The sequence below is a fragment of the Gammaproteobacteria bacterium genome (assembly GCA_035501935.1).
Taxonomy (GTDB): domain Bacteria; phylum Pseudomonadota; class Gammaproteobacteria; order JAJPIJ01; family JAJPIJ01; genus JAJPIJ01.
Genome location: DATJVC010000040.1, coordinates 1 through 14,142, shown reverse-complemented (window position 1 = coordinate 14,142; position 14,142 = coordinate 1). Strand labels below are relative to the sequence as shown.

13 protein-coding genes are annotated in these 14,142 nt (G+C 60.9%); 10 read left to right on the top strand and 3 right to left on the bottom strand.

Annotated features, from left to right (window positions below; all coding sequences use genetic code 11):
* Positions 1–124: 124 nt before the first annotated feature.
* From VMH34_10590 to VMH34_10570, 5 genes are all read left to right on the top strand, one after another.
* Positions 125–838, top strand: a complete 714-nt coding sequence (locus VMH34_10590; GenBank protein ID HTT09222.1) for a hypothetical protein — start codon at positions 125–127, stop codon at positions 836–838.
* Positions 823–1,230, top strand: coding sequence for a hypothetical protein (locus tag VMH34_10585; protein ID HTT09221.1), 408 nt, complete (start codon positions 823–825; stop codon positions 1,228–1,230). The genes VMH34_10590 and VMH34_10585 overlap by 16 nt, the downstream gene beginning before the upstream one ends.
* Positions 1,231–1,261: 31 nt before the next feature.
* Positions 1,262–1,648 carry a YajD family HNH nuclease gene (locus VMH34_10580; GenBank protein HTT09220.1) on the top strand — a complete coding sequence of 129 codons (387 nt, stop codon included), beginning with the start codon at positions 1,262–1,264 and terminating at the stop codon, positions 1,646–1,648.
* A gap of 12 nt (positions 1,649–1,660) precedes the next feature.
* A complete protein-coding gene (locus VMH34_10575) occupies positions 1,661–3,337 on the top strand; it encodes a glycoside hydrolase family 17 (protein HTT09219.1) in 1,677 nt (558 codons plus the stop codon).
* Between the two features lie 414 nt (positions 3,338–3,751).
* Positions 3,752–6,325 carry a cation-translocating P-type ATPase gene (locus VMH34_10570; GenBank protein HTT09218.1) on the top strand — a complete coding sequence of 858 codons (2,574 nt, stop codon included), beginning with the start codon at positions 3,752–3,754 and terminating at the stop codon, positions 6,323–6,325.
* Here the strand turns inward: VMH34_10570 and VMH34_10565 are convergent.
* Together VMH34_10565 and VMH34_10560 are read right to left on the bottom strand one after the other, a co-directional pair.
* The gene (locus tag VMH34_10565) at positions 6,297–6,557 is read right to left on the bottom strand and encodes a MoaD/ThiS family protein (protein HTT09217.1); all 261 of its coding nucleotides are present in this window, start codon (positions 6,555–6,557) and stop codon (positions 6,297–6,299) included. The two genes, VMH34_10570 and VMH34_10565, sit on opposite strands and share 29 nt — an antisense overlap.
* The gene (locus VMH34_10560; protein ID HTT09216.1) at positions 6,557–7,675 is read right to left on the bottom strand and encodes a glycosyl hydrolase; all 1,119 of its coding nucleotides are present in this window, start codon (positions 7,673–7,675) and stop codon (positions 6,557–6,559) included. Before VMH34_10560 ends, VMH34_10565 begins: the two co-directional genes overlap by 1 nt.
* Before the next feature lie 344 nt (positions 7,676–8,019).
* Here VMH34_10560 and VMH34_10555 point away from each other — a divergent pair, with 344 nt between their 5' ends.
* Positions 8,020–8,661: an ABC transporter substrate-binding protein gene (locus VMH34_10555; protein HTT09215.1), complete on the top strand. Its 642-nt coding sequence runs from the start codon at positions 8,020–8,022 to the stop codon at positions 8,659–8,661.
* A 155-nt stretch (positions 8,662–8,816) separates the two neighbouring features.
* On the opposite strand, the gene VMH34_10550 is transcribed toward VMH34_10555, so the two are convergent.
* The gene (locus VMH34_10550) at positions 8,817–9,617 is read right to left on the bottom strand and encodes an SDR family NAD(P)-dependent oxidoreductase (GenBank protein HTT09214.1); all 801 of its coding nucleotides are present in this window, start codon (positions 9,615–9,617) and stop codon (positions 8,817–8,819) included.
* A gap of 486 nt (positions 9,618–10,103) precedes the next feature.
* Between VMH34_10550 and VMH34_10545 the strand changes: the two genes are divergently transcribed.
* The 4 genes from VMH34_10545 to VMH34_10530 all read left to right on the top strand — a co-directional run.
* Entirely contained in the window at positions 10,104–11,345 is a 1,242-nt protein-coding gene (locus tag VMH34_10545; protein HTT09213.1) for a DUF5675 family protein, read from the top strand.
* 31 nt (positions 11,346–11,376) lie between these two features.
* On the top strand, positions 11,377–11,841 hold the full coding sequence (locus VMH34_10540; protein ID HTT09212.1) for a DUF1353 domain-containing protein: 465 nt from the start codon (positions 11,377–11,379) through the stop codon (positions 11,839–11,841).
* Between the two features lie 51 nt (positions 11,842–11,892).
* Positions 11,893–13,536, top strand: coding sequence for a DUF2339 domain-containing protein (locus VMH34_10535; protein ID HTT09211.1), 1,644 nt, complete (start codon positions 11,893–11,895; stop codon positions 13,534–13,536).
* Positions 13,537–13,571: 35 nt separating this feature from the next.
* Positions 13,572–14,142 (top strand): hypothetical protein (locus tag VMH34_10530; protein ID HTT09210.1); only part of this gene is annotated, 571 nt, incomplete at its 3' end.

Here is a 14,142-nt window from a genome sequence, read left to right as displayed (position 1 = left end):
GTACAACTTCGCTCATTGAAACATATCCGTTTTATTTGTGCAACAGTAGGTTAGCGTAACTCGCTCAGATGAATTCTGCGTCAATTGGGCTACACTACATTTAAAATCAACGGCAAATGCCGCCATGTTTGAGCGATATCAATTCCTGAACAGCGAGGAGTGCCGCCGTACAGCGGACGCCGTCCATGCCCTGCGCACGCACTGGGAACAGCGCCACGCGGAAGCGCCCTTTTACACCCTCGGTGCGGCAAGCTACCTCGACGCCACCGATCCAGCCGCAAGGAAAAAGTGCTATTACGACAAGGCCGCGCGGTTGAACCCGCTGTTGGAGAAGGACTTCGAGTGGCTATACGCCAAATTATCGAAATCACTGGCGGAGCATCTGGGCGGGGCCTGCGCCTTCGAGCGGCGCGCGGGCCGGCCGGGATTCCACATATTCATGCCGACACCGCTGTTCCGGCAGTCCATCGCCTCCATTCACGTGGATTTGCAATACCAGCTTATCGACTGGCGCGACCACCCGCACCCGGATTTTGAGAAGCCCATTTCGTTCACCGCCAGCATCGTGCTGCCGCGTGGCGGCGGCGGCCTGCATACCTGGGATATCCGCTATGAAAAGGTGCGCGGCCTGCCGATAGACGAAATCGCGAAAAGGGTGCATTCCACCGCGCCGGCAGTGCATCGCTATGTTCCAGGTGGAATGGTTGTTCATTCCGGACACACCGTGCATCAAATCGCGCCGATGCCCGATATCGAACCGGGCAATCCGCTCGATGCCCGCATCACACTGCAAGGGCACGCCATCCGTTCCGAGGGTACCTGGTGGTTGTATTGGTGATGCCGCATCTCGCCGACGCCGTCGCCGTATCCATGTTCGTCCTGGTATTTGCCGCCGTCGCGGCGGAGGAGCCCGGAGCTGAAAACCGGCCCGTGGCCAGGGGCGGCACTCCTGCAACCGACCCCGGCTTCAAGGCGCTCGATACCCTGGCGGAATTGAAAAAGATTTCAGACGAACGTCACGCCGCGTGCCTCAGCTCCTTTGGCCACCAGCGGTTCTGCAATTGCCTGAATGGCAGGCTGAGCCTGGACCTGACGTTCGACGACTATATCGTGTTGGTGACCCGGGACGGAAACGATCCCGCCTATCGATCGATGCCGCCGGAAAAGCAGCAGCTGGCCGCCGCCGCCGCTGACGCCCGCGATCAATGCATGAAAAAGGCGTTTCGCTGAGAATCCACTTTTTTACAGCGTTGTTGCGATGATGAAAGGCGAGAAGAAGGAACAGGGTCGGAGCAAACTGGACCAACTGGTCCACGAGGCGCGCCGTTACGGCGAACGGCGCGAACAGGAGTATCGCGAACAGGCGTTGAAGCTTTATCCGTGGATCTGCGGCCGCTGTGGGCGCGAATTCACGCGCGAGAACCTGCATGAACTCACGGTGCATCATCGCGATCACAACCACGGCAACAATCCGCCCGACGGCAGCAACTGGGAACTGCTCTGTCTCTATTGTCACGACCAGGAGCATATGCGCCACGTCGATCAGGTGCGTTACGGCGGTGGTGATTCGACAGCCGGCGTGCGCGAGCCGAAGGCTGCGACCTTTCAGCCCTTCGCCGGCCTCGCTTCGTTGCTGAAGAAAAAATAACCGTTACCTCCGGTGGAGTATTCGAGCCGCAAGATCGTCGTGCTCGTCGTCTTTGGCGCGGCGGCGCTGCTTTGCGTGCTGCGCTGGTGGCAGTTGGGACGGCCCGTCGAGCTGCCTAATGCGCCGGAGGGCAGGCTGGCCTGCGTATCCTACACGCCAGCCTGGCAGCCGGAGGCACCGGGCGCCGAAATCACGCCGGCGCAAATCGATGTCGATCTGCGGCGCCTGGCGAATCGTTTCCGATGCGTGCGCACCTACGCCGTGACCCGCGGCATGGACGCCGTGCCCGCCGTCGCCCGTAAATACGGAATGAAAGTGTTGCTCGGCGTATGGATTGGCCCGGATGCGGCGGACAACGAGATGCAAATCCGCATCGCGACACGATTGGCGGGGGACAATGCGGATGTCATCAAGGCCATCATCGTCGGCAACGAGGTGTTGCTGCGGCATGAGCAATCGGAAGCGGCATTGCGCGGCTATCTCGAGCGCGTTCATGCCGCCACGCATCTACCGGTGAGCTATGCCGATGTCTGGGAATTCTGGCTGCGGCGCCCCGGCCTCGCCGGTGCGGTGTCTTTCATTACCATACACATACTGCCCTACTGGGAGAATAATCCCGTTTCCGTGGACGCGGCTCTCGATCACACGCGCGAGGTGTATGCGAAGACTTCGCGGCAATTCCCGGGCAAGCACGTGCTCATCGGTGAGACCGGCTGGCCCACCGCCGGGCGGCCCCGCGCGGGCGCCGTGCCTTCGCGGATCAATGCCGCACGTTATATACGCGAATTCACACGCTACGCCGCGGATCATCAGCTCGACTACAACCTGATCGAGGCCTACGACCAGCCCTGGAAACGTCTCGCCGAGGGAACGGTCGGCGGCTTCTGGGGCTTGTATGACGCCCGGGGCGAAGCCAAGTACGGTTTGCAGGGTCCGGTGCGCGAAGTGGAAGACTGGCAACGCGGCCTTCAAGCTGCGCTGGCGGCGGCGCTGCTCTTCATGATCGCCGGCGCCGGCATTCCTCCGCGCGCCGGCCGGCCGGCGATGATCCTCCTGGCAACCGCCGGTGTGATCACCGGCGCCACGCTGACGGCGCAGTATGATTATCTTGCCAATGACAGCCGCGATGCCATCGAGTGGCTACTGTCGGGCGCAGGCACCGCATGGGGGTGGCTGGCATTCCTATTGATACTTTCGGCGTTCAAGTCATGGCTGGATGGACGTGCAGCATTGCCGCGCATCGCAAGCATCGGGGAAACGATCGCAGTCTTCCGCCATGGTGGTCAATGGTCCATGTCGCGGATGCTGGGATTGCTCCGCTTCGGATTGCTGGCCGGAATGTCGTATCTGAATCTGGGATTGGTGCTGGATGGACGTTACCGGAATTTTCCCATAACGCTGCTGGTCCTGCCGGTGACGAGCATCGCGCTCGTGGAGGCGATAAGGGCGCGCGATACGGTTTCACGCGCGCGACTGGCGCCGGAGGAACTGTTGATGGTGTGGTGGCTGCCGCTGGCCGGGCTGCTCCTCATCGCGGTTGAACGAGGTCTCAACTGCGCCGCCTGGTCATGGGCGGCGTTGTGCCTCCTGCTCGCGGGCGGCACCTGTGACTGGCGGCGCCCAGAGGCGGGAGAGCAGCAGCGCGCTCAACAACAATCCCAGCCCGGCCGGGAAGTAGCGGTAAAGTAAAGCGCCCGTCAGGCCCAGGATCAATCCGACGGTGGCGGCCGCGGCCGAACGGGTCAAAATGGCCGTGATTGCAAATACAAGACTTGCCCAGCCATAGGCGTTCCAGGCAAATCCCAGCACGACCCACTGCCTGGCGCCACACCATGCCGGCGCGTTGGTGCGGAGACATAGTTGGGCGATGTCATCCGGTTCGACGAGTTGATAACGAAGCAGCAGGACCACCGCGGACGTCAGCGCGCCCAGCAGCAATATGCGCAAAAAGGCGGCGGTGTGTTTGGTTGTTTGCGGCATGTCATTATGATCCGGGCGTTTGATCCCGATCGCTGGCGCATTGACGGGGCCGGAGTGCAGAATAGCCGGCGCATTTCAGTTTAGCGCAGAGTCATCCCACAGTTGAACAGCCAGGACAAAAGGATGAACCCGGGCTCTCCCATCTCATCTCCACGCGGCCTGACCGCCTCCCGGGCGGCCGAGCTGCTGACACTCGAGGGTTACAACGAACTTCCCTCGGCCAGACCGCGCAGCGTTTTCGCGATTGCGATCAATGTTGCGAGGGAACCGATGTTCCTGCTGCTGGTGGCCTGCGGTGCCATTTACCTGCTGCTCGGCAACAGACAGGAAGCCCTGATGCTCCTGGCCTTCGTCTTTGTGGTGATGGGAATTACCTTCATCCAGGAACGCAAGGCTGAGCGCACTCTCGAGGCCTTGCGCGATCTTTCCAGCCCGCGCGCGCTGGTGATCCGCGACGGCGTGCAGATCCGCATCGCCGGCCGTGAGGTGGTGCGCGGCGACATTGTCGTCCTCTCCGAGGGAGATCGCGTTCCGGCGGATGGCATGTTGCTGGAGAGCAAGAGCCTCACCGTCGACGAATCGCTGTTGACCGGTGAGTCGGTGCCGGTCCGCAAACTGGCCGGTGATGAGACGCAGATGACCATGGGGCGGCCCGGCGGCGACGATTCATCCTTCGTGTTTTCGGGGACACTGGTGACACAGGGCAAGGGCCTCGCACGCGTGTTGGCGACGGGCGACGGCACGGCCATGGGCCACATCGGCAAGTCGCTGGCGTCCATTGCGCCGGAGGCAACCCGTATTCAACGCGAGATCACGCAGGTGGTCAAACGCGTGGCATGGTTCGGCTCCGCTCTGGCGGCTGGCATCGCGCTATGGTACGGCGTGGCGCGCGCGGATCCGCTGAACGGTTTTCTGGCCGGTCTCACGTTTGCCATGGCAATTCTGCCCGAAGAGTTGCCGGTTGTGTTGACCATCTTTCTGGGCCTCGGTGCCTGGCGTATTGCAAAAGAGCAGGTGCTGACCCGGCGCGTTCCCGCCGTGGAAATGCTCGGCGCCGCCACGGTCTTATGCGTGGACAAGACCGGCACGCTGACACAGAATCGCATGACGCTCGCACAGCTCGCCGTCGGCGACCGGCTGTTTGATGTCGCGCAATCCTCCGGGCAGCTGTTCCCCGAGGAGTTTCACGAAACATTGGAATTCGCAGTGCTGGCGAGCCACCGGGATCCCTTCGACCCCACGGAGAAGGCGATCCGCGAATCCGGGCTCAAACTGCTCGCGCAGACGGAGCACCTGCACGCCGACTGGCAGCTGGTTGAGGACTATCCACTCTCCGGGGATTTGCTGGCGATGTCGCGGGTCTGGCGATCGCCCGGCGGGAGGCACTATGTCATTGCGGCCAAAGGTTCTCCTGAGGCCATCGCCGATCTCTGCCATCTGAACGCCGCCGACACGGCTGTGTTGACCCGGCGCGTCAACATCCTGGCCGGACAGGGTCTGCGGGTGCTGGGCGTCGCCAAGGCGGTGTTCGTTCACCAGACCCTGCCTGAAATCCAGCATGATTTTGAGTTTCGCCTGCTCGGTCTCATCGCACTCGACGATCCTTTGCGGCCCACGGCCGCCGCCGCCATTGCGGAAAGCCTGAGGGCGGGGCTGCGGGTGGTGATGATCACCGGCGATTATCCCGCAACGGCGCTCAGCGTTGCCCGGCAGATCGGCCTTGATGGCCGGGATGGCGTCATTACCGGGCCGGAACTCGGCATGCTGGGTGATTCCGAGCTGCAGCAACGCATCAAAACTGCTCACATATTCTGCCGCGTGGTTCCCGAGCAGAAGCTGCGTCTGGTGGATGCATTCAAGGCCGATGGTGAAATCGTTGCCATGACCGGCGACGGCGTAAACGATGCGCCGGCGCTCAAGGCGGCACACATCGGGATTGCCATGGGCGGACGTGGAACGGATGTGGCGCGCGAATCCGCGTCGTTGGTGCTGCTGGACGATGATTTCTCCTCGATCGTCAGCGCAGTGAAACTCGGACGCCGCATTTTCGACAATCTGAGAAAGGCGTTCGCTTTCGTCATCGCCGTGCACGTTCCGATTGTCGGCATGTCCCTCATCCCGGTGATGATGGGCTGGCCGATTGTGCTGATGCCCGTGCATATCCTCTTCCTGCAGCTCATCATCGATCCCGCATGTTCCATAGTGTTCGAGGCCGAACCGGAAGAGGCCGATGTCATGCGGCGGCCGCCGCGATCCGCATCCGCGCGGCTGTTCGACCGCGGGATCCTGAAGCGCAGTTTTACGCAGGGATTCGTATTGCTTGCCGTCGTCCTGTCGATATTCTCGGTGGCGCTGATGACGGGGCGGGGGGCGAATGAGGCCCGGGCGCTGACTTTCACGACCATGGTGCTGGCGAGCATCGGCCTGATCTTCGCCAACCGCTCGTGGTCGCGCCCGGCGCTGGCCACGCTGGGCGTGCCAAATGCCGCGCTCTGGTGGATCACGATCGGGGCCGCGGCCTTGCTGGGACTGATTCTCTATCTGCCGGCGCTCAGCAATTTATTCCTGTTCGGCGAGCTGCGTCCGTCCGATCTGGCCTTATGCCTCATTGCCGGCCTTGCGACATTCATTTTTTTCGAACTGTCGAAATTGTTTCGCGTGCTGGAGGTCAGCCGCCGCTCAGGGCGCCCAGGATAATCAGGCGATCATCTGGCTTCAGCGGTGTTTCCAGGGCATGGGTCTGTTCTTCATTGATAAAAACGCGCAGATGTCTGCGGATGCGATCCTGCTCATCGATGATCCGGAACCGGATCCCGGGGAACCGCCGGTCAAGATCATCCAGAATCTCGCCAACGGTACCGCCCCTGGCCTCGACCTGGCTCTCGTTGCGCGTGTAATCCTGAAGTTGCGAAGGAATGAGCACCCGCATCACGCGAATACCGCTGTTTCGACCGAATAGATCTCCGGCAGGTGACGGACGAGGCAGTTCCATTTTTCGCCTTCATTCGTGCTGGCCCACAACTCGCCCCCCGTCGTGCCGAAGTACACACCGGCCGGATCGTGCCGATCCGCGCACATCGCCTGGCGCTTGACAGTGAACCAGCCCTGATTGACCGGCAGGCCGCGATCCTGGCGCCGCCAGCTGCCGCCGCCGTTGTGCGAGACATAAACCGCCGGCTTGCCGCCGGGACTGACGCGCGGCCAGACCGTCGAGCCATCCATGGGGAACACCCACATCGTGTCCGGGTCGCGCGGATGCAGCGCCAGCGGAAAGCCGATGTCGCCGATCTTTTTCGGCATGCGCTCGCCGATGCGCACCCAGCGGCTTTCGGCGCGGTCCATGCGATAGATACCGCAGTGATTTTGTTGGTACAGGCGATCCGGGGCGAGCGGGTGCAGTCGCATGCAGTGCACGTCATGGCCGTATTCCGGATCCGGCACCGGTATGAAATCGGCGCGGCAGCCTCGGTTGATCGGCGCCCAGTCGCGGCCGCCGTCGGTGCTTTCGAAGACGCCGCCGGAGGACAGGCCGATGTAGAGATGTTTTGGATCGCGTGGATCGACGATGATCGAATGCAGGGTGGCGCCGTCCGGCGCCGCCTGCTGCCCGTCGCCGCACCAGGCCGGTCGCTTGGGATGCGCGTTGAACCCCGCGACCCCCTCCCAGGTGACGCCGCCGTCCTCGGAACGGAACAAACCTTGCGGCGATGTGCCGGCATACCATGCCCCGGGTTCGCTGGCATGGCCGGGCGCCAGCCAGAAGACATGATCGACGGAACGGCCGGTTTCACCTTCCGGGGCCTTGGCGAAGGCGGGCGGTTTCTTCGACTCCTGCCAGGACTTGCCGCGATCGGTGGAACGAAACAGGGTCGGTCCGAGATGTCCCGCGTGCGCCGTGCAGAGCAGGGTGCGGCCATCGCGCGGGTCCAGCACGATGTGGTGCACGGCGTGGCCGAGGAAGTGCGGGCCGACGGTCCGCCAGTCACGGCGTCCGGGGCCGGCATGCAGTATGAATGCGCCCTTGCGCGAGCCGATAAGCAGGGCCATTGCGACGGTCGCAGAACGGGCACCGGCTTTGCGCCCGGGTCGTAACGATGAAGAACGCCGCGTGCGCCTTCGTATCGTTTTGCGCATACTTAATCCTCCGTTTTTTAGTAATATACAGCATGAATCGGTGGAGAAAATAACCAAAAATTCAGTTATCGGCCATTGATATTTGAGCCTTGGCGGGTGCAATTCACTTCCGTAATTGTGATACGCTTCGCAGTAATCGGCTGGTATCCCGCGAATATGAACGGTTAAACTCCCCGCCGTATTTGTTGTCTATTAGAAATGTATCCGTGCAAGAAAGACCCGCAGGTTCATTCAGATTTTCCCAAGGAATAAAACTCATGGCCAAGCTTGTTTTTTCGCGACTATTGATGCTGTTTGCCGCAACTGTGTTTGCCGTCGCCGCAAACGCGGCGGCGGATGGTTCCGGCGATCCGCAGGCCGTTATCCGCGGCACGGTGGAAGACCTGCGAACGGCGGTGCTGCGCGACAAGGCGATCATCGACAGCGACCCCAATCACGCCGTTGAACTCGTCGATCAGATCGTATCGCCGCACGTGGATACCGTGCGTTCCGGGCGCTTGATCCTGGGCAAACACTGGCGCGAGGCGACCCCCGAGCAGCAGCAGCAATTCATCGACAATTTCAAGCGGCTGCTGTTGCGGACCTACGCCATCAATGTTTCCGACTATACCGACGTGAGCATCGCATACCTGCAGACGACGCACGGCGACGACCCGGCATTGGCGGTCGTGCGCACCCGCATATCGGTGCCCGGTAAACAACAGCTCAACATCGATTACCGGATGATCAAGACGGATGGGGGTTGGAAGGTCTACGACGTCCTGGCGGACGGTGTCAGCATCGTGGTGACGTTCCGCACGGGGGTGGATACGGAAATACAGCAATACGGCATGGATGGCTTCATCACCCGGTTGAGCGAGAGAAGCTCAAAGCCGCTGACGACCAGCAATACGAATTGAGCAGCGCGGCTATTCGCTCAGATGCGCATTTAAAAACAGGCTGGCGAACCAAAGCAGCACGATAAAACCGTTCAGATATCTCCCGGCCCCGCTCGCGGTGAGCGGATTCCACGGTGAGGCCACCGGAAACGGCTGGTACTGGAGTGCTGCCGGACTTAAGCCGGCGAGGGGTGCCAGCCCGCGTCCGCCCACAACTCGCCGCTCACCGCCGAGTTCGAGATCATGAAGCAGATCGCATCGGCGATTTCCTCCGTGCGGATCAGCCGGCCGAGTTGAGTGAACGGCAGGATGTTGCGTTCGATGTATTCGGCGCCCAGCGCGCGGACCATGGGCGTGTCGGTGAAGCCGGGATGGATCACGCCGCAGCGCACGCCGTGGAAAATCGCCTCCTTCGTCAGCGTCGCGGCGGCGCCCTCCAGGCCGGCCTTGGTGCTGGCGTAGGAAATCTGACCCTTGTTGCCCTGTGACGATATGGAGCCGATGAACACCACCGTACCCTGGATCCGCTCCGACGGCGTCCAGCGCTTGAGGCCCTTGCGCAGCCGATCCTCGGCGATGCGGGCCACCATCTCCATCGCCCAGTACACGGGCGCCACCAGATTCACTTCGAGCACGAGACGGAAGTTTTCGACGGGATAGACGCGCGCCTTGCCGGTGGCCTTGTCGACCCTGACCGCCAGATCATCGCGGGTGATGCCCGCGGCCGGCACGCAAATCGTCACCGTGCCGTGCTGCGACTCCATCGCGTCGAAGACCTGCTTGCGAAACTCCACGTCCGTGGTGTTGCCCTTGAAGGGATGCGCCACGGCCCTGCCGGTTTCCTTGTTGATCTTTGCACACACCTCGGCAAGGCCGTCGCTGAGGTCGATCAGGCCGATCGCCTTCATTCCGCGCCCGGCCAGTTCCGTCGCCAGGGCGCAGCCGATGCCGCTGCCGGCGCCTGTAATCACAGCCACTTTGTCTTTGATCTCCATACGTCCCCCTTCGCGCTGTTGTGATTGGGCAGTGTGATGCAATGTCATTGTAGCGTTTAATTTGTGCGGCGCAACAAGGTGTTTTCCAGCCTGTCAATGAACCAAGCGCACGGTCATGGGGCAATCGTGAGTCAGTGAATAAGGTGGCAACTTCACATGTTTTTGCAGGGGTTCACGATAACCCCATAAAAAATATGTCAGAGCTGAATTCACGCGGCACCGCATCGTTTGCAGGTGAAACGCCCTTGAACCTGAAAAGCCGGTGATTTTTAATAATGACAGGAGTAGGCTGATCGCAAAATTTAGAATAAAAGCTTCTGATGAAAGGGGCAAAGTGCCGCCCGATGGCTTTCATCTCCATGGAGGAAATCATCCACTGCATCCGAGCGGCGGGATTTATGCGCGCCGATGACTGCCATGCCATTTCATGATGCAAACCTGAATTTCTGACTCGAGGAAAATAAAAATATGGAATTAAAACTCATACGCAAGGAATTCACTGACAAGGGCGCGATCGGTGAACTGTACGTCAATGGTGAATATGAATGCCTGACATCTGAAAAGATCGGCGGCGCCGGGGTCATTCCCGCGGGGGCCTATGACGTGGTGGTCGATTTCTCCTCACGGTTCCAGCGGCTGTTGCCGCATCTGGTGAACGTGCCGAATTTCGAGGGCGTCTACATCCACCCCGGCGATGCCGACAAGGACGCCGGGGGCTGCATTCTACTCGGTCAGACCATGGGCCAGGATTCCATCAGCGGCAGCAAACAGGCCTTCGAAGCGCTGTTCGCCAAGCTGCAAGACCTGCCCGCGACCGAACTCATCATCCTTGAAATCGCGGTGGAACCGCTGCCTGTCGCCAGGCCGGCGCAGACAACGCGTCCGCCGGTGGCGGAAAAAACGGCCCGCCGCGCGATCAAACCGCGCCGCTCCGCCGGCAGACCGCCCCGCGTCGCAGGCAAACAACCACTACGCGGTGCGTTCAATCAGGGCGGCGTGCCCACCATTGCCTGCTTCAACAAGGCGAAGACAAAACTGGGCGTCAACTTCGACAAACTCATTACCGCCATGCAGGTGTTCATCGACGAGTACGTCGCGCCCGTCTGGGGCACGCCCGCGAAGCTCATCAAGTCTGAAGGCTTCATCAAGGGCGCCTGGGCGATGGTGTTCCTCGACGATGCCGACCAACCCGGCGCGCTCGCCTACCACGATCTCACGCCGGACGGCCTGCCCGAGGCCAAAGTCTTTGTGAAAACGACACTGGAGAACAAGGATCTGGTGAGCGTATCGGCCTCGCATGAACTGGTGGAGATGCTGGTGGACCCGGCCATCAACATGATGACCACCGGCCCCGATCCGGATCTGATGTACGCCTACGAAAGCGCCGATCCGGTCGAGGCGCTGAGCTTCCCGGTCAAGGGCGTCCCGATGACGGACTTCGTGTTCCCGGCGTACTTCGAGGCCTTCCACAAACCGGGCTCAGTGCAGTTCGATCAGATGAAAAAGATCAGGGAGCCGTTCCAGATCCTGTCCGGCGGCTACCAGATCATCTTCAAAAACGGCAAGTGGAAGCAGATCTACGGTTCCAAGGCCAAGAAGAAGGCATTCAAGCGCGAAGATCGACGCGGCCACCGCAGCGAACAGCGCGCCGCGAAAAGGCTCAAGCGCGCCGATCCCAAAGCCATCGCCCGCGCCGGGCGGAAGAAGTGAACAGCGAGGCCACGCCCGGCCGGAGGCAGTAATGCCCAACCGCTTCTTCGATATTGATGGCGATGTATCATTGCAACTGGCGCCGTGGAAATTGCAGGCTGAAGGCAAGCCGCTCGGCGTGGCGCTGTTCGTCCTCCAGGTGCCGCTGCGATTCCGCAGTGACATCGCGGGCGGTATCATCACGGTGCCACAGGGATATGTCTCGGATCTCGCGTCGATCCCCCAGTTTGCATGGTCGATCTTCATGGCCAGCGACGACCCCCGCATAGAACTCGGCGGCTGGGTGCATGACGTCCTCTATCAATATGAAGGAGTGGTCACGCTGGAAGATGGCGGTCAGACGGCATTGACGCGCAAGGATGCTGACAACATCCTGGCCAATGAAGCGATGGCCGATCTGGGCGCGACCAGCGTTCAACGCTTTGCGGTCTATCAGGCGTTGCGGCGCTTCGGCCACGGCTGGAAGAAGGAGCCATTCACCGAGCGCTTTACCTGAAGGTAAGCGCATGGATGCTTCGCGCAAGACGCATTAAAGGGAGGAGGGAGCATGGCGGAGATTGAACAGCAGCTGGCGGCGTTAGAGGCACGGCTGGAAAAGATTGAATCCCACATCGGTCTCAAACCGGAAGCGACGGCGCCGGGCAAACCAACGGCACCCGCGCCGGCGGTTTCCAAACCTTCAACGTCCAAAGCGCCGAAAAAAGACGAGCATCACGGTCCGTCGTTCGCGACGCAACTGTTGGGGTGGGGCGGGGCCGCGGCGCTGGTGCTGGCGGCGTCCTACGTCATCAAGCTGGCGCTGGTGTCCGGCTGGCTCACGCCGGAGCGGCAGGTCATGCTGGCCGTGTTGTCCGCCTTCGCCATGATCGGCGTCGGCTGGGCGCTGCGCGCGGGCGATCGCGCTTATGCGGGCCTGCTGCCGGCGGCCGGCGTGGTCATTCTGTTCCTGTCCGTCTATGGCGCGCATCTCTATTACGCGCTCATCGGCGTGCCCGCCGCCTTGTCCGCCGTGCTGCTGATCTGCATTCTGTCCCTGTGGTTGTGCCATGTGTTCCAGAGCACGCTCTATGCCTTCTTCGCCGTGGCGGGTACCTATTCCGCGCCCTTTCTGCTGCGCAGCCTGCTGCTGGACGTGTCCGATCTGGCCGTCTATTACTCCTGCTGGAGCGTGGTGTTCTGCTGGTTTTCGATTTGGGTGGGCACCCGCTCGGTGTATCTGCTGGCGCTGTACCTCGCGCTGATCGGCTTCGATCAGGCGTGGCGCGACGGCGGCCATTATGAGCAATGGCTGATTGTGGTGGTGTTCCAAGCCGTGCAATTCCTGATCTTCGCCGGCACCGCGGCGCTTTATTCCGTGCGCCGCATGGCGCCGATGAACGAATCCACGGCCACGGCGCACCTGCCGGCGTTGCTCATCTTCTATGTGCTGCAATACGAATTGCTGGACCGGCACATTCCAGCCTATGCGCCGTGGGTGGCGGTGGGAAGCGCCGCCGTGCTCGCGATCATTTATATGGTCGCGCGAGCCCTATTGAGGCGCGACATGCCCGGCGGACGGATGCTGCTGGGCGCCTACATCGCGATCGTGATTTTCCACGCCGGCTATCTGGAGTCCGTGCCCGAGGCCTGGATGCCGTGGGTGGGACTCATCGTACTGCCGGTAACGGCCGTTTTTGGAATGCTCAGGGGCAAGCTTTCGGCGGCGGGAGTTTTCGTCTGGCTGGCGGTGTTCCTGATCTTCGTCATCAACTACGTGCGCATCGTTGCGGACTATGATCGCCACATGGTCGTCGGCGCGGACGCACTCTCCGTCCTGTACCCCGTGGAGTTGTACGGCGGCTATATTTTGGCGCGCCGCGCGAACGCGGCGAAGGGCGCGTGGCCGCTGCTGCTGTTCGCGGGACATCTGGCCGCAATCGCGGCCGCCACGCATTTGTTCACCGGCCGCATCGCGGTGTCACTGGCGTGGGGCGCGCTGGCGCTGGGCTGTCTGCTGGCGTCGCTGAGCTGGAAGGACAAGCTGCTGGGACAATCCTCCCTGCTCATCTTCGCCATTTCGGCAGGCAAGGTGCTGTTCTACGATCTGGGGTCATCCGCCCCGCTGGTCAGGATCGGCACGCTGATCGTGGTCGGCGTATCATTTTATGTCGGTGGCTGGCTGTACCGCAGAATCGAAGCCATCCCAAATTAAACAATAGTGGATCTGAAACAGATGAGATCAAGTTAGTGGGTACGGAAGAAGCAAATCAGACCCCGACCAACTGGACAGTGTGTAACTATGCAGTTAGTTTCATCGATCTTCTCGGACAACGTACTAAGTTCGCTGATCAAGGCATACTGCCATCTTTTGCCTCAGACAAAGAACATCAACAGTTTTTAACAATTGTGAAAGAGAGCATAGGACCTATTTTCGCGTTACAACGACAAGCCGATGCGATGTTGCGAGGTTTTTTGAAAGCTCAACAGAATTCGCCCCGTAGAGCTGCGTTGCCACCGCAACTACGTGCAAGTTTTGATGAATTGCAGCGAACCCGTATTACTACTCAAAGATGGTCCGATGGTTTGGTCTCCTTCGTTTCGTTGGGGGATCAGACAGTAAAGTGTCCAATGAACGGGATTTACTGCCTATTTGTACTGGCGGGTAGCCACTGCCTGTTAGGATTAGCGATGCAACAACCGCTTCGCGGAGCAATCGAACTTGCATGGGGCGTGGAATTACGCGATGGTGAGTTGTATGGTCCAGTTGTTGCTCGAGCGTATGAACTTGAAACTACAGCAGCACAATATCCTAGGATCG

Excerpts from the sequence above, each read along its gene's own strand:
- VMH34_10570 (HTT09218.1), top strand. The coding sequence starts at position 3,752 with ATGAACCCGGGCTCTCCCATCTCATCTCCACGCGGCCTGACCGCCTCC.
- VMH34_10545 (HTT09213.1), top strand. The coding sequence starts at position 10,104 with ATGGAATTAAAACTCATACGCAAGGAATTCACTGACAAGGGCGCGATC.
- VMH34_10580 (HTT09220.1), top strand. The coding sequence starts at position 1,262 with ATGAAAGGCGAGAAGAAGGAACAGGGTCGGAGCAAACTGGACCAACTG.
- VMH34_10535 (HTT09211.1), top strand. The coding sequence starts at position 11,893 with ATGGCGGAGATTGAACAGCAGCTGGCGGCGTTAGAGGCACGGCTGGAA.
- VMH34_10540 (HTT09212.1), top strand. The coding sequence starts at position 11,377 with ATGCCCAACCGCTTCTTCGATATTGATGGCGATGTATCATTGCAACTG.
- VMH34_10565 (HTT09217.1), bottom strand. The coding sequence starts at position 6,557 with ATGCGGGTGCTCATTCCTTCGCAACTTCAGGATTACACGCGCAACGAG.
- VMH34_10560 (HTT09216.1), bottom strand. The coding sequence starts at position 7,675 with ATGGCCCTGCTTATCGGCTCGCGCAAGGGCGCATTCATACTGCATGCC.
- VMH34_10555 (HTT09215.1), top strand. The coding sequence starts at position 8,020 with ATGGCCAAGCTTGTTTTTTCGCGACTATTGATGCTGTTTGCCGCAACT.
- VMH34_10590 (HTT09222.1), top strand. The coding sequence starts at position 125 with ATGTTTGAGCGATATCAATTCCTGAACAGCGAGGAGTGCCGCCGTACA.